The organism is Neorhizobium fuzhouense (genome assembly GCF_042611105.1).
GTDB lineage: Bacteria > Pseudomonadota > Alphaproteobacteria > Rhizobiales > Rhizobiaceae > Neorhizobium > Neorhizobium galegae_A.
Genome location: NZ_JBHFFP010000005.1, coordinates 259,001 through 277,318 on the forward strand (window position 1 = coordinate 259,001; position 18,318 = coordinate 277,318).

Here is an 18,318-nt window from a genome sequence, read left to right on the forward strand (position 1 = left end):
GATGGCAGAAGGAACGAGCCGCACAGTCAAGGAATGGCGCTTCCGGCAGGGGCAGATGGCGGAAGGCCATCGCATCGTGCCGGAAGAGGTGCCGATCGCATTTTCCTATGGCGGTTCCACCCACGCGGTGATGATGGCGACACCGGCCGATCTTGTCGATTTTGCCTACGGCTTTTCGCTGGCCGAGGAGATCATTGTGTCGGCCGCGGATATTCTCGATGTTGAACCGGTCGAAGCCGGTGCCGGCATTGATGTGCAGGTGACGCTGAAGGATCAAAGCGCAGATGCGCTGACTGCGCGGCGTCGCCGGATGGCGGGTCCTGTCGGCTGCGGGCTCTGCGGCATCGAATCGATCGAGCAGGCGGCGCGGGCCGTGGCGCGCGTGCCGGAGAGACGTCTTGCCCTGACGCCAGCCATGGTGGCGGATGCGGTGCGTGAGCTCGGCGACGGCCAAAACCTCAATCGCGAGACGCGTGCCGTGCATGCTGCCGGCTTCTATCGTCCCGGCCGGGGCATCGCCGCGATCCGCGAGGATGTCGGCCGCCACAACGCGCTGGACAAGCTCTGCGGCGCCGTGATCCGCGCCGGTCTCAAGCCCGCGGACGGCGTGGTGGTCGTCACCAGCCGTCTCTCGGTAGAGATGGTGCAGAAGACGGCGCTGCTCGGCTGTCCCTGCCTGGTTGCCGTCTCCGCCCCGACCGCGCTTGCCATCGAGACGGCAGAGGAGGCGGGCATCACGCTGATCGGCATTGCCCGTCGCGATGAATTCGAAGTCTTTACCAGGCCTGATCGTCTGACGACGGGAGAAAGCAGCCATGTCGCTTAGCCACACCGATGAGAAGCTTGTCCGCATGGCAAACCAGATTGCCACCTTTTTCGGCTCGCAGCCGGAGGCGGTACGGGTGGATGGCGTTGCGACCCACATCAACAAGTTCTGGGAGCCACGCATGCGGCGCCGCTTCTTCGAGATGATCGATGCCGGCATCGGTGGCTTCCTGCCGCTGGTGATTTCGGCCGCGGCAAAGATCAGGCGCCCGGAAAACCCGACGACGGAAGCCGTCGGCCTCGGCGCGGATGCAGCAAGGGGTGCGCCGGGCGGCAAGGGCCCGGTCGCCGGCGAATCCCTGTCGGAACCCAGTGTTCCGGCGGGCGTGACGTAAACGACGCGGTCCGGAACAAGCCGGATCGGTCCGTTTCTGCCTTGCATGACCAGAAAGCCGCCGATGGGGAGATCGTCGGTCTTCTGGAGTGTGAAAACCGCGCTTCCGGTGCGCGGGCAATGAAATTCAATGTCCTGACAGCCCAAGAGGAGGAGTTCGTCGATGGCAGTTGCAGGTGTAAGTGGAGGGGATCTTGCCGGCATCGGCCTCCTCGACCGGGAGCGCATCATTGCGAGACCCGGCTTCAATCGTTGGCTGGTCCCGCCGGCCGCACTCGCCATCCATCTGTGCATCGGCATGGCCTATGGCTTCAGCGTGTTCTGGCTGCCGCTTTCCAAGGCGCTGCCGGCCACGGATCCGAGCTGCTCGAGCCTGACGCTTGCCGGCGCCTTGTTCACAACCGCCTGCAACTGGCGCGTGGCGGATCTGGGCTGGATTTATACACTCTTCTTCGTGCTGCTCGGCTGCTCGGCCGCCATCTGGGGCGGCTGGCTGGAACGGGTTGGTCCGCGCAAGGCGGGCTTCGTGTCCGCCTGCTGCTGGTGCGGCGGCATTCTCGTGGCAGCGCTGGGTGTCATGACGCATCAGCTTTGGCTGATGTGGCTCGGTGCCGGCGTGATCGGCGGCATCGGCCTCGGTCTCGGCTATATCTCGCCGGTGTCCACGCTGGTCAAATGGTTCCCCGACCGGCGCGGCATGGCGACCGGCATGGCGATCATGGGCTTTGGCGGCGGCGCGATGATCGGCGCACCGCTTGCAAACCTGCTGATGACCTACTTCAAGACGGATGTCTCGCCGGGTGTGTGGCAAACCTTCGTGGTGATGGCGCTCGTCTATTTCGTCTTCATGATGGGCGGCGCCTTCGGCTATCGCATCCCGCCGTCCGGCTGGCGTCCGGATGGCTGGACGCCGCCGGTGGCAAAAAGCAACATGATCACGCACCGCCACGTGCATCTGCGCGATGCGCACAAGACGCCGCAGTTCTGGCTGATCTGGGCCGTGCTCTGCCTTAACGTGTCTGCCGGCATCGGCGTCATCGGCATGGCCTCGCCCATGCTGCAGGAAATTTTTGCGGGCTCGCTGATCGGCCAGCCGGGTGTCGCCTTTGCGCAGCTCGATGCCGGACAGAAGGCGCAGATCGCCGCGATTGCCGCCGGCTTCACCGGCCTGCTCTCGCTGTTCAACATCGGCGGCCGCTTCTTCTGGGCCTCGATGTCCGACAAGCTCGGCCGCAAGAACACCTATTTCTGCTTCTTCATCCTCGGCATCGTGCTCTATGCACTGGCGCCCACGCTCGCGTTGATGGGCTCCAAGGCGCTCTTCGTGCTCGCCTTCGGCATCATTCTCTCGATGTATGGCGGCGGCTTTGCCACCATCCCGGCCTATCTCGCGGATATTTTTGGCACGCAGTTCGTCGGCGCAATCCACGGCCGGCTGCTGACGGCCTGGGCGACGGCCGGCATCGCCGGTCCCTTCGTGGTGAACTATATCCGCGAGGCACAGATCGCCGCGGGTGTTGCACCGGGACCGGCTCTCTATACCAGCACGATGTACATCCTTGCCGGCATGCTGGCGGTCGGTCTCATCGCCAACGCCTTCGTCAAGCCTTTATCGGACAAATGGTTCATGTCGGATGCGGAGGTTGCGGCCCTGCAGGCGAAGACTGCCGCCGCCAATGCCGGCCCGACGGGCTCATTTGGCATTGGCAAAGGCGGGTTCGATGCGAAGGCTGCCCGCGCCTGGGCCGTCGTCGGTATTCCCCTCGTTTGGGGCGTCTGGGTAACCTTGAGGAACAGTCTCGCGATCTTCGGTTGATCACTGCGGAAAGCCATGGCTCCATAATGTGAAAGGCGGTCTTCGGGCCGCCTTTTGTCTTGTCGGCCTCCGGCCGATGCGGTCAGGTCAGCCAGAGATGAATAAGGGCCGCTTCCGGCGTTTGGCGTCCGCCGTTTTCAACGCCTGTGCTCCATAGGCCGGCACCGGCTGCATAGGCGCCGGGCTCCAGGCCGCCGGCCTCGCACTGGCTGACGGCCCGGATGCGCTTGCCGGATGCCACGGCCTCCCGAAGGGCAGACAGGATCGCCGGATTGTTCATGGCGGTGCCCGATCCAAACACTCTGAGCACGGCGCCATCGAGAACGGAGAGTGAGGCGGCAATGAGGTCAGCCGGCATGCCCGGCGAAAGCGTCAGTACGCCGAAGCGGCGGGTGTCGAAGCGTCGAGAACGGGGAGGGACGGCTGCGTCCTGCGGCAGGGATCGGAACGCGTCATGGGCGCGGCTGTCGTGCTTCACAAGCCCGCCTGCCGGCATCAGGCGTCCGGCAAAGGCAAGCGCGACGCCTGAGCCGCCCGCACAGGCGGCCGTGATCGCAAGCGTCAGGTTTTCCTCTGCATCGCCGCCCTCTCCAAGCGGGACCATCGAGCCGCACAGAATGATGCACCGGTTCTCGCCTGCCAGAGCCTGAGCCAGGGCCGCACCGGTAAACGCCATCGTATCGGTGCCATGCGTGATGATCACAGGAAGGTCCGGATGGGCGGTGATCGCGTCCAGCATCTCGTTCCAGTGCTGAGGGCCGACATCGGCGCTGTCGAGGAGGGGGCTGAACACATGCGTCAGAAGCGTCGTTGCCTCTGGCAGGCGATCGGCCATGGCCGCCTCTACAAGGCCTGGCTGCGGTTGAAGTCCGTCCGGCCCTTCTGCCATGCCGATCGTTCCGCCGGTGTGGATGAGGAGCAGGCGCATGGGATGTCCCTGAGCTTTTGAAGATGATCCGTCTGGTAGTTCAGCCGTCCGCCAAGATCAAGAAGCGCCGGTGCGCGGTGTGGCGGGCGATCATGCAAAAGGGCAGCCGCGGTCTCCCGCGCTGCCCCTGCAAAGACGTGCCTGCTGCCTCAAAAAATCAGGCGGCCATATCTTCCAGATCGCTGCCCTTGAACATCTTGGAGAGGTTCAGGAAGCAGATCATGCCGTTTTCATTGGCAATGATGCCTTCCGAAAAAGACTTGTCGAAGGAGGCCGAAACTTCCGGCACAGGCTGCACCTGATCGGACGGAATCGTCAGAATGTCGGAGACGCGGTCGACCAGCATGCCGATGACCATGTTGTGCACTTCCGCAACGACGATGGCCGAACGCTCGTTGGCAACCGTGCTCTTCATGCCGAGCTTGTAGGCGAGATCGATGATCGGAATGACCGAACCGCGCAGGTTCATCACGCCGATCACGTCGGACGGGGCGTGCGGGATCGGCGTGGACGGTGCCCAGCCGCGGATTTCGCGGATCGTCGTCGTCTTCACGCAGAATTCCTGATCGTGGAGGCGAAACGCGATGATCTCGAGCATCTCACCGCTGTAGCTTGTGGAATTGATCATCGTCGCCATCAAAATTCTTCCCAACTTTCCGATGCCTGAGCGGCCGCGGCACCACCGGAATTGGTGCGTGCAACCTTCGCCATGAGTGAGCGTGCCGGGGATGCGACGGGGCGTGCATCGGGTCGCGCAAGACTTACCTTAGCGGAATATTGTTTCCCAAAACTGAATCGCGAAATCAGATTTCTGAGCGATTCTGCCTCGCGTGCCAGATTGTGGCTGGCGGCGGAAGACTCCTCCACCATCGCCGCATTCTGCTGCGTGTTCTGGTCCATCTGGTTCAGTGCCTTGTTGATTTCTTTGAGGCCGCCTGCCTGTTCGCGGCTGGCTTCGACGATGGCGGCCACATTGCCGTTGATGTCGCCTACCTCTGCGATGATCGATTGCAGCGCCTTGCCGGTTTCGTCGACCAGGGAAACACCCTGGAGCACCTGCTGGCTGGACGTATTGATCAGGGCCTTGATTTCCTTGGCGGCTTTTGCCGAACGCTGGGCAAGCTCGCGCACTTCCTGGGCGACGACGGCAAAGCCCTTGCCAGCTTCACCGGCACGCGCGGCCTCGACGCCGGCATTCAGCGCCAGAAGGTTGGTCTGGAACGCGATATCGTCGATGACGCCGATGATCGAGGAGATTTCGCCGGCGGAGTTTTCGATCTGCCCCATGGCGGATATGGCGTTCGAGACGACTTCCCCGGAACGGGTTGCGCCGGCGGTGGTGCGGCTCACCAGCTGGCCTGCCTCTTCCGCCCGCTTGGCGCTGGTCGCTACCGTCTGTGTGATCTGGTCAAGGGCAGCTGCAGTTTCCTCGACGGCAGCGGCTTGCTGTTCCGTGCGCTTGGCAAGGCTGTCTGATGCCTGACGGATCTGTTCGGAACCGGCAGCGATTGCTTCGGCATTCTCTCCAACCACCTGCATCGCCAGGCGCAGTTTCTCCATCGACTCGTTGAAGTCCGTGCGGATCTGTTCAAGGCTCGGGATGAAGGGCTGTGTGATGCGGTGCGTTAGATCGCCCTGCGACAGCGCGGTGAGGCCGCCTGCGATATCGTCCACGGCGCGCACACGCTCGGTAATGTCGGTGGCAAACTTGACGACCTTGAAGACGCGCCCGTTGCTGTCGAATATCGGATTGTAGGAGGCCTGGATCCAGACGGCCTTGCCGCCCTTGCCGATGCGCTTGAATTCCGCCGCAATGGCCTCGCCTGCGGCCAGCTTCTTCCAGAAGGTGGCATAGTCCGTGCTGTCGCGAAAGGCTGGCTCGACGAACATGCTGTGATGGCGGCCGGTGATCTCGCTGAGGCTGTAGCCAAGACAGGTTAGGAAGTTCTCGTTGGCGGTGAGGATGTCGCCGGTCGGTGTGAATTCGATGACGGCCTGGATCTTCGAGATCGCAGTGATCTTGCCGGCGTCTTCAGCCGCCTTCAGCTTGGCGACCGTGATATCGGTCGCGATCTTGACCACTTTGACGACCTTGCCCCGCACCGTGACAGGATTGTAGGAGGCCTGGATCCAGACCTCCTTGCCGCCTTTGCCGATACGCTTGAATTCGGCAGCCTGGAACTCGCCGCGCGCAAGCTTTGCCCAGAAATTCTTGTAATCCTCGGACCGTGTATAAGTGCCCTCGCAGAACATGGCGTGCTGCTTTCCCTTGATCTCCGCCAGTGTATAGCCGAGCGCACGGCAGAAGTTCTCATTTGCCGAGAGGATCCGGCCCGTAAGGTCGAATTCGATCAAGGCCTGCGAACGGCCGATCGCCGAAAGCAGGTTGCTGGCGTTGCTTGTCGGCAGGAAACTGGGGGGCATTCTATTACCTCTATCGGATCGAAAGACAGCGCTGCGTCTGCAGCGGTCACTGCCCAGCGCACGAGCAATTGCACTGAATGTAGCTGTCGTCCGTTAAAGATACGTCAAATCTAATAGGCCGGTGAACGCACCAGATATCCGTGAAGGCGGATCAGGTTTCGGGGCTGCTGGGGCGTGATCTGATGAACGTGCCGAGGGGGCTGTCGCCTACCGTGTCGACGCTCTTAATATTCGCGCTCGTAGAACACGCCGGCAGAGCCGCCCTCGCTTCCGGCCGATCCTTTGAGCTTTACGCCGCGGCCGACATCGAGATTGATCGAGGCCTTTGCGCCGCCACTGCTGCCACCCTGTTCCAGCTGGAAATAGGTTCGGTTGTTGATGTAGCGCCCAACGGAGACCGATGTCTGGCCGCTCTCATCCGTGTTGATGTCAAGATCATCGACGCCGAGGCCGCTGCGCAGCGTCTGCAGGAGGGAGTTGGAGCCACCGCCGGCAAGCTGGGTGACCGCATCGGCAAGCTGAGCGATCTGCAGGGCCGAAAGGCGGGACATCGACTGGCCGAAAATCAGCCGCGCCAGAACCTCGTCCTGCGGCAGGGAGGGAGAGGAGCCGAAGCCGATGTCCGGATTGTTGGCCGGTCCTGTCACCGTGATATTGATCGTCGTCTGGTCGGAGGCGGTGCTCGCCACCAGATCAAGAACCGGCACGAGACTGCCGCCAAAGGTGATCTTGCCGGTGGAAAAATCGAGCCGCTTGGTCAGAATGATGATCCGGCCGCGGCGCATTTCAAAGCCTCCGGTCACCACCGGTTCGGCGGACGAACCGCGAATGGTCAGCGAACCGCCAAGCTCCGCGTCAATGCCGCGTCCGCGCACGAAAATGCTATTTCGGGCGGTCATTGTGAGATCGAGCGCGATGCCGGCACTGGTCTTCGACCCCTCCTTCGGCTGAAGGCTTGCAAGGAGGGCTCGCACATCGGCAGGCGCGTTGCGATGCTTGACGTTGAGTTCGGCCAGCGAAGAGGGAAGGCTGGCGGGAACCGTGATATCGGCTTTCAGCAGCGTCACATTGCCGGACAGTTTCGGGCCTTGCAGCAACGGCCCTGACAGGTTGAGCGCACCGTTGACCGTTGCCGTCACCAGGTTGCCGTCGACATAGGTGGCATTGGCAAGGGCAATATCGAGGTCTGCCGCAAAGCCCTCGTTAAGCCCGACGGAGCCGTTGACGGTGACGGTGCCGCCGGGCGACAACGTGCCTGACAGACGAGAGATGACGGCCCGGTCACGGTTGAACTCAACCGAGCCCGCAATGCCGTTCACCGCAAGATTGCGCGTCACATCGACAAGCCGTGCGGCAGAGGTCGAGGCCTTGCCGGTGACGGAGGGGGCCGCTGCAGTTCCGCCGACGGCCACGTTCACATTCGCATTTCCCTCCAGCACCAGTCCCTGCGAGGAAAGCTGCGCGGCAAGGAGAGCAAAGGGCACGGTGCCATCGACGCGCAGATCGAGCGGCCGGTTGCCCGTAAGCCCTATGCTGCCGCTTCCGCGCAGGGAAAGGCCGCTTGCGCCGCCAAGCTGTGTTTCGAAGGCGACCCGATTGTTTTCAAACGTGCCGTTTGCGGTGATGCGGAAAGGCGGAACCCCGGCGCTCGTCGTCTGGGCAAGGGCCGCGTCGGCCCAGGTGAGATCGAAGCGCGCGCCGTTTGCACCTCCGCCGGGCAGGGCGGACACCTTGCCGGACACTGTGCCTGCGGCACCAAGACCCGGAACAAAGGCATTGGCAAGGCGTGCGGGAACGGCGGCAATATCGGCGTTCAGATTGAGGATCGGCGGCGCATTTTCATTGGTGGTGACGGTGCCGCTCGCGCTGATCGACAGGCCCTGCGGTCCGGTCAGGCGGGTCGTGCCGAGGGTCAGGCGGCCGCCCTCGAAGCTGCCGGCAGCCTTCAGCGTCAGGTTGGAGATCCCGGCATCGCCCTGGCGGCGGATGACGCCGTCTGCCCATTGCAGATCGTATTTGACCGCGGGTGCCGCGACCGTGCCGCTCAAGGCTGCTGTCCCCGACAAAGTGCCGCCTGCATCGACATCCGGAACAAAGCCGCTGATCAGGCTTGCCGGCAGCGAGGCGATGGTTGCCGAGACATCAAGCGCCTTGTCACCGGAGAGGCCGACCGTGCCGCTTGCGGAGACGGCGAGACCGGAGGGGCCGGTCAGGCCCGCCTGCTGAAGGGTGAGGATATTGTTGGCAAATGTGCCGCGTGCCGCAACTTCCAGGCCGGCAAGGGCGGCGTTTCGTGTCTGCCGCGTCTGGGCATCCTGCCATTTGAGATCAAACCGGGTGGCCGGTGCCTGCGGAGAACCGGTGGATGCCACGGTGCCCGAGATCACGCCACCGGCGTCGAGGCCCGGCACGAAGGCATTGGCCAAATTGGCGGGCAGGGCGCGGATATCAGCGTTGAGATCGAGCGCCGGCGCCTGCGGTCCGGTGAGGATCACCCGGCCCGATGCGGTGAGCGAGAGGCCGGAGGGGTCGCTCAGCTGCGTCTGCTCGAGCGTCAACACGCCGTTTTCGTAGCGACCAAGAGCGCGAAGATCCAGCGCCTTGACGCCCGCGCTTCGGCTTTGGGTGGTGGCGATATCGGCGACGGTCACGTCATAGGTCGCCACCGGTGCTGCGAGCGTGCCGCTTGCCGAAATCGTTCCGCTCGCGGTGCCGCTTGCGGCAAGTCCCGGCCGGGCAAGATTGGCAAGTGCCGCAGGCAGGGCCGCAAACTGTGCCGACAGGGCAAGCGCGCCGTCGCTGCCCAGCCCAACCGTGCCGTTGGCGGCAGCCGAAAGCCCGTTTTCGCCGGAAAGCCTAGCCTCTGTCAGGGTCAGAAGCTGATCGGCATAGCGACCGCGCGCAGAAACGGCGAGTGGGCCGACACGGGCTTCCCGGGTGGCTTCGGCGGATGCTCCGGAGAGCTGAAGATCGAAATCGGCCTGTGGTGCCGCAAGCGTTCCGCCGGCGGCCAGAGTGCCGGACAGCGTGCCTTCAGCCTGTAAGTCCGGGCGCACGGCATTGACCAGACCGGCCGGGACATTGGTAAGCGTGGAGCGAAGCGTGACTGGCCGATCGCCATCGAGACCGAGTGTGCCGGCGGCCGTCACGGAGAGGCCATGTGGGCCGGAGATCGACAGGTCGCTGATGCTGAGAAGCCGCTGTTCGAAATGGCCGTTCATCTGGCCGGCAAGATCGCTCAGACCGGCGCTTCGGGTTTCAGCCGTCGATGCGCCGCCGAGCGAAAGGTTGAAATCGGCAACCGGCTCGCTGATCGTGCCGGTCACCCGGCCGCTGCCCTTCACGGTGCCTTTGGCAGCGAGCTGCGGGCGAAGGCTGTTGGCAAGCGCTGCCGGCAGCGAGGCGATATCCGCCTGCATGACGATACGGCGCGGCTCGTTGACGGCGATCGTACCATTTACGGATACATCCAGCCCGTCCTGGCCCTCAAGGCCGGCGTGATCGATGGTGACGGTACCGTTCTGGAACTGTCCACGCGCGGAGATCGATAGCGGGGCAATGCTGCGGGCACGGGTCTCGGCAAGCTCTGCCTCTTCCCAGTTGACGCTGTAACGAACGATCGGGGAAGCGGCTGTTCCGCTGACCGTTGCGGCGCCGCCCATGCGCCCCGAGGCTCCCAGTCCTTCAACAAAGCCATTGGCCAGTTGTGCCGGCAGGTCACTTGCCCGGACGGCAATGTTCAACTGCTGGCCGGCGCTGCCATCGACGAGGACGGTGCCTGCACCGACGGCAAGCTTTACGGAGCCGATTTCGGTTCGGCCTCCAGCGATGCGCAGCGGGGCCGGCTCCTTCAGGTGAAGATCGACACCGCCCGGTGCCGCCGAAAACCGATCCATGGCAACGAGCACGGCGTTGCTGTCGGACCGGTCCACCCGTGCGGCAAGCGCAAGCGGCGCCCCGGCATAGCTGGCGGCAAGATCAAGTCCGGTCAGCGCCCCGTCCTGCTTCAGGGTCACCACCGCATCGGAAATGGCCTGCGCACCAAGGGCAACGCGGGCTGCGCGAAGCGTGCCATCGGCCGCAAGCGTCTTCACATTGCTGCTGGACAGCGCAAGAACCGGCTTCTCCAGCATAACACCCTGCGCGGTGACAGACTGGCCGGATGCGTCCAGCTTGGCGGCCAAGACGCCGTTTGAATTGGAGAGATCAAGCGTGCCGGACAAATCGCCGCTTGCCGGCTGGCCTGCAAATGCCGTGAGAAGCCCGACATCCGGAAGCGCAAACTCCAGCCGGCCGGCGGGCAGATAGTCGCGGGAGAATGTCAGAGATCCGCTCACACGGTTGCTGCCGGCTTCAAGCAGCATGTCGCCCAGCGAAACGAGGTCGTCCTTCTGGCGGAGCTGGGTCTTGAGGTTGATCGGCTTGCCATCCACCCGGCCCGTCGCCTGCAGGGCGCCATTGGGCTCCTTGCCCGTCACGACCCCCTGGAATGCAAGGCTGATGCCCTCGAACAGATGGCCGCTGAAACGGGCTTCCGCCGCATTGATGGCGGCCTTGGCGCCGAGTGCCTCGATCGGTCCGGACAGGACCACGTCATAGCCGGCCGCGCCCTTGGCGTCCGGCCGCAGCTTGGAAAGATCCGGCGCGCGCCCGGCCAGGTGCGCTTCCAGCTTGCCGTCCTTCAGCAGAATATTGCCGTGACCTTCCAGCAGGCTCGACTTGACGACGAGGTTCTCCAGGCTCATGCGCCCGCCGATGACGGCGTCAATGTAACCCTCAACCCCGACCATGCCGTCGAGATACTGTCCTGCCACCTCCGGCAGTCCGTCAGGATTGAGTGACATGCGGACATTGCCGGTGACGGATTGCTGCGACAGGTTGTAGGCGCCGCTGATGGTACCGGAAATATTGCCGCTTTCGAACGTCGAGGCATCAAGGCCGATGGCCGGCAGCGCAAGCCGGATCGGCGCATCGAGCCGGATCGGTCCGTCGATCAGCCTGTCGAGATCGGGATCGGTGAAATTAGCTTCTGCTGCGGACAGGCGCGTGCGGACGCTACCGGCCCACTGGCGCAGATTGAGGTCTTCGCTCTCCGCCTGCACCCGCACCTGTCCGAAACGCGCATCCGCGGTGGAAATGGACTTCAAGGCGGCCGTCGCATTGAAGCGGGAGGATTCGGCCGGTCCGGTCAGTGTGAAATTCAGGTTGTCGAGCGCAAAGCGCAGCGGCTCGTCTTCCAGTGGCCATTCCATCGCAACCGCGCCGTTGATGGCTGTCGCGCTGCCCATCAGGCTGTTGTCGCCGGACGGATCGAGCGCGCCGGAGGCGGCAACCCGCATGGCACCGGTCGTAAGCTCGCTCTTGCTGATTTCGATACGGCCATTCGGGCTGATCATCGCACCGACATTGATATCCGTGCGGCCGGCAAAGAGCGGGCGAAGCGTTGGCGGCAGCAATTGCGCCAGCTGCCCGCCACCCGAGATCTGCAATTGATGCCGGCCCTCTGCCGTCAGCGTGTGCCGGCCGTCCATGCTGATCACCGGCTGGCCGTTCACCGTGCCGCGCAGCTGTCCGCTCCAGCTCGACAGCGGTCCTTGGCCGTCCAGCGCCAATGCCAGCGATGGGGCGCCGGGAAGGTGCAGCAGCCGTGCCAGAAGCCCGCCCTGCGGTTCGGCCACCAGCGCCTGCAGTTTCAGCTCGTTCTGTCCCGGTGCAAAGACAAGGTCAGCCTTGGCAAGCGCATTGGGGGCATCCTTGCGGTTGGCCGACAGTTTGAGGGCCACGCGCTCGCCGGTCGCATTCGCCGAGCCTTCCGCCGCAATCTGGAAGCTGCGCCCAGTGACGGCCGGCGCAAGAATGATGTCGGGAAGGCTGATGCGGTCGATATCGATGGCGACGGGCAGCGAAAAACCGCTGCCGGAATTCTGGCGGGTCTGCTGGCGCGGCGCCTTGACCGGCACGGGCGGACGCGAGACCTCGACGCCGGCGATTGCAATGGTTCTTGCGTGGAAGGTTCGCTTCAGGAGCGACAACGGCGACCAGTCGACATCGATGTCATGCGCCTGCGCATAGACGCCCTTGACATCCGATACAGTCAGGTTGTCGATCCTCAGGCGGCCGGTCAGCAGGCCGCGCGGCGGGGACATGCTGATGGTCTGGCCCGGCGAGGACAAGAGCGAGGAGGCGAACTGCCCCGCCAGACGGTTTCCGGCAGGCACGAAACCGAGGAACATCACGAAGCCCAGCGCAGCCACGAGCAGAAGCGCTGCCAAAAGCAGCACTGCGCGCGCTATTCCAGCCGTCTTGCGGGACGATGATGTCATGGACCCGGGTTCATCCTTGTTCCTTCTGGACGTGATTATCCTGAACTTTCCGTTTGCGCGACATCAGAATGATTGTCCTATGCCGGCATAGATACCGTATTGGCTGCCGCCATCATAGCGGTTCAGCGGAAGAGCAACGTCAAGTCGCAACGGGCCGAACGGTGTTGCATAGCGCACACCGATGCCGGCGCCCATGCGGATATCGGAGAAATCGGGCACGATTTCGGTCGAGACGCTGCCGACGTCGAAAAACGGAACGATCCCAACCTTTTCGGTCACCTTCAGCCGGGCCTCGAACGAGGCGAGCGCATAGGACTTGCCGCCAAGCGCCTCGTTGTTGCTATTGTAAGGAGAGATTTCTCGAAAAGCGTAGCCTCGTACGGAGCCGCCGCCGCCGGCAAAGAAACGGCGCGTCGTCGGGATGTCGACAAGACTGTCTGCCCCGATCACCGAGCCGCCGGCCACACGCGCCGCCAGCACCAGCCGGTCGCTGTCGCCAAGCCCGAGATAGCCCGAGAGCGAGCCTTCGAAAGACGAGAAGAGTGTGCCGCGATAGGCCTCATAGCTTGGCGTCGCATTGGCCGTCAGGCGATAGCCTTCCGTCGGCTCCAGCTTATTGTTGCGGCCATCGCGCTCGAAGGTGAAGGGCGTTGAAAATGTCAGGTATGTGTTCCGGCCGAACGCGTCCTCAGCCTCGGTCCAGGCCACTTCGCCGCCGCCGCTCACCGTATCGCGGTCGTTCAGCTCGTAGGACAGTTTGGCAAGCGCCGTGACCGAGTTGGCGGTATAGGCATCGGGCGTCTCGCGTTTGGCCACAAGGCTCGCGTCGAACGTGATCCGCGGAAGGTAGGCGCCCGGCTTGGTGAAGTAGATGCCGGCGGTGTAGTCGAAGGTCGTGTAATCGGTCGTGGCGCCGATGCCGGACACATTTCCTTCGATGCGCAACTGCTCGGCTTCGCCGAACAGGTTGCGGTGGCCCCAGTAGCCGGACAGTCCCGCGCCGTCGATCGAGGAATATTCGGCGCCTGCGCCAAAATAGCGGAATTTGCCCTCCGAAACCTCGATGGTCAGCGGCAGGGAGCCGTCCGGGGCAAGCGTGTCGCTCTCGCGCACGGTGACACTTGCCAGCGCACTCAGTTCGCGAAGACGCTCCGCCGCCTTGCGCAACTGCTCGGGAGAATAATCCTGACGCTCATCAAGCCGCGAATAGCGCCGGATGAAATCGGAGGAGACGGCCCGCGATCCCTTGACGGTAATTGTGCCCAGTGGCGCAATCGGTCCGCTTTTGGCGCTCATCGTCACGGCCACCGTGTTGGTGGCGTGATCGGCGATGACATCGCGCCGGGTCAGTTGCGCCAATGGCCGCCCCTGCGCCTTCAGGTCCCGGACGATGCGCTCGCCAGCCTTGATGAGGCGCAAAGAGCCTGCGGGTCCTCCGGTCTTGAGATCGTAGACTTCCGGATCAAGGCCTGCGGCATCGCCCTCCAGCGAAATGCTGCCGAGCGTGAAGACGGGACCGGGCTCCACGGTGACGGTGACGGGTACCGGCTGGCTATGGTCGAAACTCGGGGTGGGCGGCAGGCGGTCGAGGTCGGTGCCGGCAATGGTAATGCGCACCACGCCGCCATAGCGGGCTTCCTCGTAGAGGACCGCCACCAGGCGCTCCCGGTCTTCGCGCGCCTTGATGACCAGGCCAAGATCGCCCGAGACGGGCTGCTTTTCATCGTTGACCAGCGCCGTTGCGGTGTTGAGCCTGTCTTTGAGATTGCCGTCGGCGGACGTCGTGTCGAGGCTTGCCGTATAACGGACGGGGTCGATGACATCGACCTTGTCCTCGTCGCTTTCGAACAGGGTCAGGCCGAAGATCTTCAGGGCGAGCGCCTCAGGGGCGAATCCCGGCCATGCCGCAATCATCGCTGCCAGGAAAGCTGCGACGCCGGCCTTTCGATACGCCACTGCGCGTCGCGGCCCGGGCATGTCGTTACTCGTACTCAGTTTGGCGTCCCACCCTGCGGGGCATCATCGCCCGTTCCATGTTCTGCTAATTTAACTGAAAAATCAATCGGCGGTACTGATTTTATGTCACATTCTGTACCGAAAAGCCCCGGGCACAGGCCCGGGGCATCGCGTGTTCACCTGCTTAAGGCGTGGCGCTTCAGCGCGGGCAACGGTCTACGTAACGGTTGCCATAGCGGTCACGGTAGTAGCACTGGCCCGGCTGTTCCGAGACCGAGCCGATCACCGCGCCGGATACGCCACCGATGGCGGCACCGACTGCGGCGCCCCGCACATTGCCCGTCGCCAGGCCGCCAATGATCGCGCCTGTGCCGGCACCGATACCGGCACCCTTTTCCGTCTGCGTGCAGCCAGCCACCGACAGGCCGACCAAAATAAGCACCAAAGCCTTTTTCATTACTCTCTCCACATTGTCACTTGCACTGGTCGTTCCGAAGCTTGTCTTCGCCCTCCCGGCCAGCCGGGTTAACCCGCTGCAGGTGAGAGTAGGATTCGGGATCTGGAAGTCCAGCCGCACACTTTAGCTTTATTTAACAAAGTGGCAATCTCATGCTCTCGCAAACGCCTTTGCGCAAAAAGTATCGGTTGATCGGCGGTCAAAAAAGGCAAATGATGCGGCAACGTGTTTGAGGAGACACGTCAGTGCTTGAGGAGGCGCAGGGAGGACATCATGACGAAAGTGACGTTGACGGTGAACGGCCGGGCGATGTCGGGGGAGTGCGACGATCGCACGCTGCTCGTGCATTTCATCCGCGAGAAACTGGGGCTGACCGGCACGCATGTCGGCTGCGATACCACGCAATGCGGTGCCTGCGTGGTGCATCTGGATGGTCGCTCGGTGAAGAGCTGTTCCATCCTGGCGGTTCAGGCCGCCGGCTCCACCGTCACCACGATTGAAGGGATCGCCGGGCAGGGTGAACTGCACCCGGTGCAGGCCGCCTTCAATACGCATCACGGATTGCAGTGCGGTTTCTGCACGCCGGGCATGGTGATGACCGCCGTCGACATGATTGCCCGCCACGGCGGTGATCTGGACGAACACACAGTCCGCCATGAACTGGACGGCAATATCTGTCGGTGCACCGGCTACCACAACATCGTCAAGGCGGTGCTGGCGGCCAATGAAGAGATGCAGGGCGCAGCGCGCCAGGCGGCTGAATAGACAGAAGCGAATAGGATGTAGCGAATAGTCGGCTGCTGGGCGGCCCGTCGCGTTCCCTCTCCCCTATTCGCTATTCGCTACTCACTATTCGCTCGTTTCGGGAGGAGACGATAATGGGAATGGAAGGCATTGGTGCGCGCGTCGCCCGCAAGGAAGACAAGCGATTTTTGACCGGCAAGGGCCGTTATACCGACGATATGGTCGTGCCCGGCATGAAGTTTGCAGCCTTCGTGCGCAGCCCGCACGCGCATGCGAAAATCAACGGCATCGACATTGAGGCCGCACGCGCTATGCCCGGCGTCATCGACGTGCTGGAAGGTCGCCAGCTGCAGGCCGACGGCATTGGCAATCTCATCTGCGGCTGGATGATCCATTCCAAGGACGGCACGCCGATGAAAATGGGCGCATGGCGTCCGCTTGCCGTCGATACGGTTCGCTATGTCGGCGACGCGGTGGCAATCGTCGTGGCAGACAGTGCGGGCGAAGCGCGTGACGCAGCGGAAGCCGTGGTTGTCGATTACGAGGAACTGCCGGCCGTCACGAGTGCCGTGGCAGCGCTTCAGCCCGATGCCCCGCAGATCCATCCGGAAGCGCCCGGCAACCTCATCTTCGACTGGCAGATCGGCGATCCGGCCGCAACCGATGCTGCGATTGCGCAGGCAGCCCATGTCACCGAAATCGAGATCCTGAACAACCGCCTGTCTCCGAACCCGATGGAGCCGCGCGCCACGCTTGGCATCTATGACGCCGCGGAAGACCACTTCACCTGCTACACCACCAGCCAGAACCCACATGTGGCGCGCCTGGTGATGAGCGCCTTCTATAATGTCGCCCCGGAAAACAAGCTGCGTGTCATTGCACCCGATGTCGGCGGCGGCTTCGGCTCCAAGATCTATATCTATCCGGAAGAGATCGTCTGTCTCTGGGCGTCCAAGAAGACCGGCGTGCCGGTCAAGTGGACCTCGGACCGCACCGAAGCCTTCCTCACCGATGCCCATGGCCGCGACCATGTGTCGAAGGTGAAGATGGCCTTCGATAAGGACCACCGTATCATCGGTCTGAAGGTCGACACGATCGCCAATCTCGGCGCCTATATGTCGCTCTTCTCCTCGGCGGTGCCGACCTATCTTTATGCGACGCTTCTGTCTGGCCAGTATGACATTCCGGCGATCCACGCCAATGTCCGCACCGTCTACACGACCACCGTGCCCGTCGATGCCTATCGCGGGGCCGGGCGCCCGGAGGCGACCTATCTCCTGGAGCGTACCATGGAAGTGGCGGCCCGCGAGCTCGGTCTGTCGCCGGCAGAGCTTCGGCGCAAGAACTTCATCCGCAGCTTCCCGCACCAGACACCGGTCATCATGAATTATGATGCCGGGGACTATGATGCCTCGCTCAATGCCGCCCTTGCCGCCGCCGATTGGGACGGTTTTGCCGCCCGGCGCGCCGAGGCGGAGAGCCGGGGCATGAAGCGCGGCATCGGCATGAGCTGCTATATCGAGGCCTGCGGGATAGCGCCTTCACAGGCGGTCGGTTCGCTCGGTGCCGGCGTCGGTCTCTGGGAATCGGCGGAAGTGCGGGTGAATGCGGTGGGCACGATCGAAGTGCTCACCGGTTCGCACAGCCACGGCCAGGGCCATGAAACCACCTTTGCCCAGCTGATTGCCGATCGCCTGGGCGTGCCGATTGCCAGCGTCAACATCGTCCATGGCGATACCGACAAGGTGCAGATGGGCATGGGCACCTATGGCTCGCGCTCCGGTGCCGTCGGCATGTCGGCCATCGTCAAGGCGCTCGACAAGGTGGAGATGAAGGCGAAGAAGATCGCCGCCCACCTGATGGAGGCGGATGAGAGCGACATCGTCATCGAAAACGGCGATGTCAAAGTGGTCGGCACCGACAAGAGCCTGCCGTGGTTCCAGGTGGCGCTCGCCGCCTATACCGCCCATAACCTGCCCTCGGGCATGGAACCGGGCCTCAAGGAAACCGCCTTCTACGATCCCTCCAACTTCACCTTCCCGGCCGGCTGTTACATCGCCGAGGTCGAGATCGATCCGGAAACCGGCAAGACGGAGATCGTACAGTTCGTCGCGGCCGACGATTTCGGCAATATCATCAATCCGCTGATCGTCGAGGGGCAGGTGCATGGCGGGCTTGCCCAGGGCATCGGCCAGGCGCTTCTGGAAGAGGTGCGTTATGACGAACAGAACGGCCAGCTTCTGACGGCAAGCTACATGGATTATGCCATGCCGCGCGCCGACGACCTGCCGTCCTTCACGCTCTCGCACCAGAACACGCCGTGCCCGGGCAATCCGCTCGGCATCAAGGGCTGCGGCGAGGCCGGCGCCATCGGCTCGCCGCCGGCACTGATCAATGCCATCACCGACGCCATCGGCATCAACCACCTGCACATGCCCGCCACGCCGCTCAAGGTGTGGAGTGCCTTGCAGGATGGGCAGATGCGCCAGGCGGCCGAATAAGGGACGGGGA

General features: G+C 63.4%; 11 protein-coding genes. 5 read left to right on the forward strand and 6 right to left on the reverse strand.

The features are described from left to right. Position 1: 1 nt before the first annotated feature. The 3 genes from fdhD (at position 2) to ACEXP3_RS11610 (ending at position 2,975) form a co-directional block, all read left to right on the forward strand. A complete protein-coding gene (gene fdhD, locus ACEXP3_RS11600) occupies positions 2-826 on the forward strand; it encodes a formate dehydrogenase accessory sulfurtransferase FdhD (protein WP_377297395.1) in 825 nt (274 codons plus the stop codon). Next, positions 816-1,160 (forward strand): formate dehydrogenase subunit delta, encoded by a 345-nt coding sequence (locus tag ACEXP3_RS11605; RefSeq protein ID WP_377297396.1) that lies wholly within the window; start codon positions 816-818, stop codon positions 1,158-1,160. The genes fdhD and ACEXP3_RS11605 overlap by 11 nt, the downstream gene beginning before the upstream one ends. 162 nt (positions 1,161-1,322) lie before the next feature. Next, complete coding sequence (locus ACEXP3_RS11610; RefSeq protein WP_377297397.1) at positions 1,323-2,975, forward strand: OFA family MFS transporter; 1,653 nt, start codon at positions 1,323-1,325, stop codon at positions 2,973-2,975. Between the two features lie 82 nt (positions 2,976-3,057). Here ACEXP3_RS11610 and ACEXP3_RS11615 read toward each other — a convergent pair whose 3' ends face one another. The 6 genes from ACEXP3_RS11615 to ACEXP3_RS11640 all read right to left on the reverse strand — a co-directional run bounded on the left by ACEXP3_RS11615 (position 3,058) and on the right by ACEXP3_RS11640 (position 15,063). After that, positions 3,058-3,903 carry an asparaginase gene (locus tag ACEXP3_RS11615; RefSeq protein ID WP_377297398.1) on the reverse strand — a complete coding sequence of 282 codons (846 nt, stop codon included), beginning with the start codon at positions 3,901-3,903 and terminating at the stop codon, positions 3,058-3,060. A 157-nt stretch (positions 3,904-4,060) separates the two neighbouring features. Next, a complete protein-coding gene (locus ACEXP3_RS11620) occupies positions 4,061-4,540 on the reverse strand; it encodes a chemotaxis protein CheW (protein WP_210105813.1) in 480 nt (159 codons plus the stop codon). Further along, positions 4,540-6,327, reverse strand: coding sequence for a methyl-accepting chemotaxis protein (locus ACEXP3_RS11625; RefSeq protein WP_377297400.1), 1,788 nt, complete (start codon positions 6,325-6,327; stop codon positions 4,540-4,542). The genes ACEXP3_RS11620 and ACEXP3_RS11625 overlap by 1 nt, the downstream gene beginning before the upstream one ends. 224 nt (positions 6,328-6,551) lie before the next feature. Beyond that, entirely contained in the window at positions 6,552-12,650 is a 6,099-nt protein-coding gene (locus tag ACEXP3_RS11630) for a translocation/assembly module TamB domain-containing protein (RefSeq protein ID WP_377297401.1), read from the reverse strand. 63 nt (positions 12,651-12,713) lie between these two features. After that, the gene (locus tag ACEXP3_RS11635; protein ID WP_377297402.1) at positions 12,714-14,627 is read right to left on the reverse strand and encodes an autotransporter assembly complex protein TamA; all 1,914 of its coding nucleotides are present in this window, start codon (positions 14,625-14,627) and stop codon (positions 12,714-12,716) included. 178 nt (positions 14,628-14,805) lie between these two features. Next, positions 14,806-15,063 carry a YMGG-like glycine zipper-containing protein gene (locus ACEXP3_RS11640; protein ID WP_210105809.1) on the reverse strand — a complete coding sequence of 86 codons (258 nt, stop codon included), beginning with the start codon at positions 15,061-15,063 and terminating at the stop codon, positions 14,806-14,808. 273 nt (positions 15,064-15,336) lie between these two features. Between ACEXP3_RS11640 and ACEXP3_RS11645 the strand changes: the two genes are divergently transcribed. Next, on the forward strand, positions 15,337-15,828 hold the full coding sequence (locus ACEXP3_RS11645; protein ID WP_210105808.1) for a (2Fe-2S)-binding protein: 492 nt from the start codon (positions 15,337-15,339) through the stop codon (positions 15,826-15,828). A 113-nt stretch (positions 15,829-15,941) separates the two neighbouring features. Continuing rightward, complete coding sequence (locus tag ACEXP3_RS11650) at positions 15,942-18,308, forward strand: xanthine dehydrogenase family protein molybdopterin-binding subunit (RefSeq protein ID WP_377297404.1); 2,367 nt, start codon at positions 15,942-15,944, stop codon at positions 18,306-18,308. Positions 18,309-18,318 lie beyond the last annotated feature (10 nt).

Excerpts from the sequence above, each read along its gene's own strand:
- fdhD (WP_377297395.1), top strand. The coding sequence starts at position 2 with ATGGCAGAAGGAACGAGCCGCACAGTCAAGGAATGGCGCTTCCGGCAG.
- ACEXP3_RS11605 (WP_377297396.1), top strand. The coding sequence starts at position 816 with ATGTCGCTTAGCCACACCGATGAGAAGCTTGTCCGCATGGCAAACCAG.
- ACEXP3_RS11610 (WP_377297397.1), top strand. The coding sequence starts at position 1,323 with ATGGCAGTTGCAGGTGTAAGTGGAGGGGATCTTGCCGGCATCGGCCTC.
- ACEXP3_RS11615 (WP_377297398.1), bottom strand. The coding sequence starts at position 3,903 with ATGCGCCTGCTCCTCATCCACACCGGCGGAACGATCGGCATGGCAGAA.
- ACEXP3_RS11620 (WP_210105813.1), bottom strand. The coding sequence starts at position 4,540 with ATGGCGACGATGATCAATTCCACAAGCTACAGCGGTGAGATGCTCGAG.
- ACEXP3_RS11625 (WP_377297400.1), bottom strand. The coding sequence starts at position 6,327 with ATGCCCCCCAGTTTCCTGCCGACAAGCAACGCCAGCAACCTGCTTTCG.
- ACEXP3_RS11630 (WP_377297401.1), bottom strand. The coding sequence starts at position 12,650 with ATGACATCATCGTCCCGCAAGACGGCTGGAATAGCGCGCGCAGTGCTG.
- ACEXP3_RS11635 (WP_377297402.1), bottom strand. The coding sequence starts at position 14,627 with ATGCCCGGGCCGCGACGCGCAGTGGCGTATCGAAAGGCCGGCGTCGCA.
- ACEXP3_RS11640 (WP_210105809.1), bottom strand. The coding sequence starts at position 15,063 with ATGAAAAAGGCTTTGGTGCTTATTTTGGTCGGCCTGTCGGTGGCTGGC.
- ACEXP3_RS11645 (WP_210105808.1), top strand. The coding sequence starts at position 15,337 with ATGACGAAAGTGACGTTGACGGTGAACGGCCGGGCGATGTCGGGGGAG.
- ACEXP3_RS11650 (WP_377297404.1), top strand. The coding sequence starts at position 15,942 with ATGGGAATGGAAGGCATTGGTGCGCGCGTCGCCCGCAAGGAAGACAAG.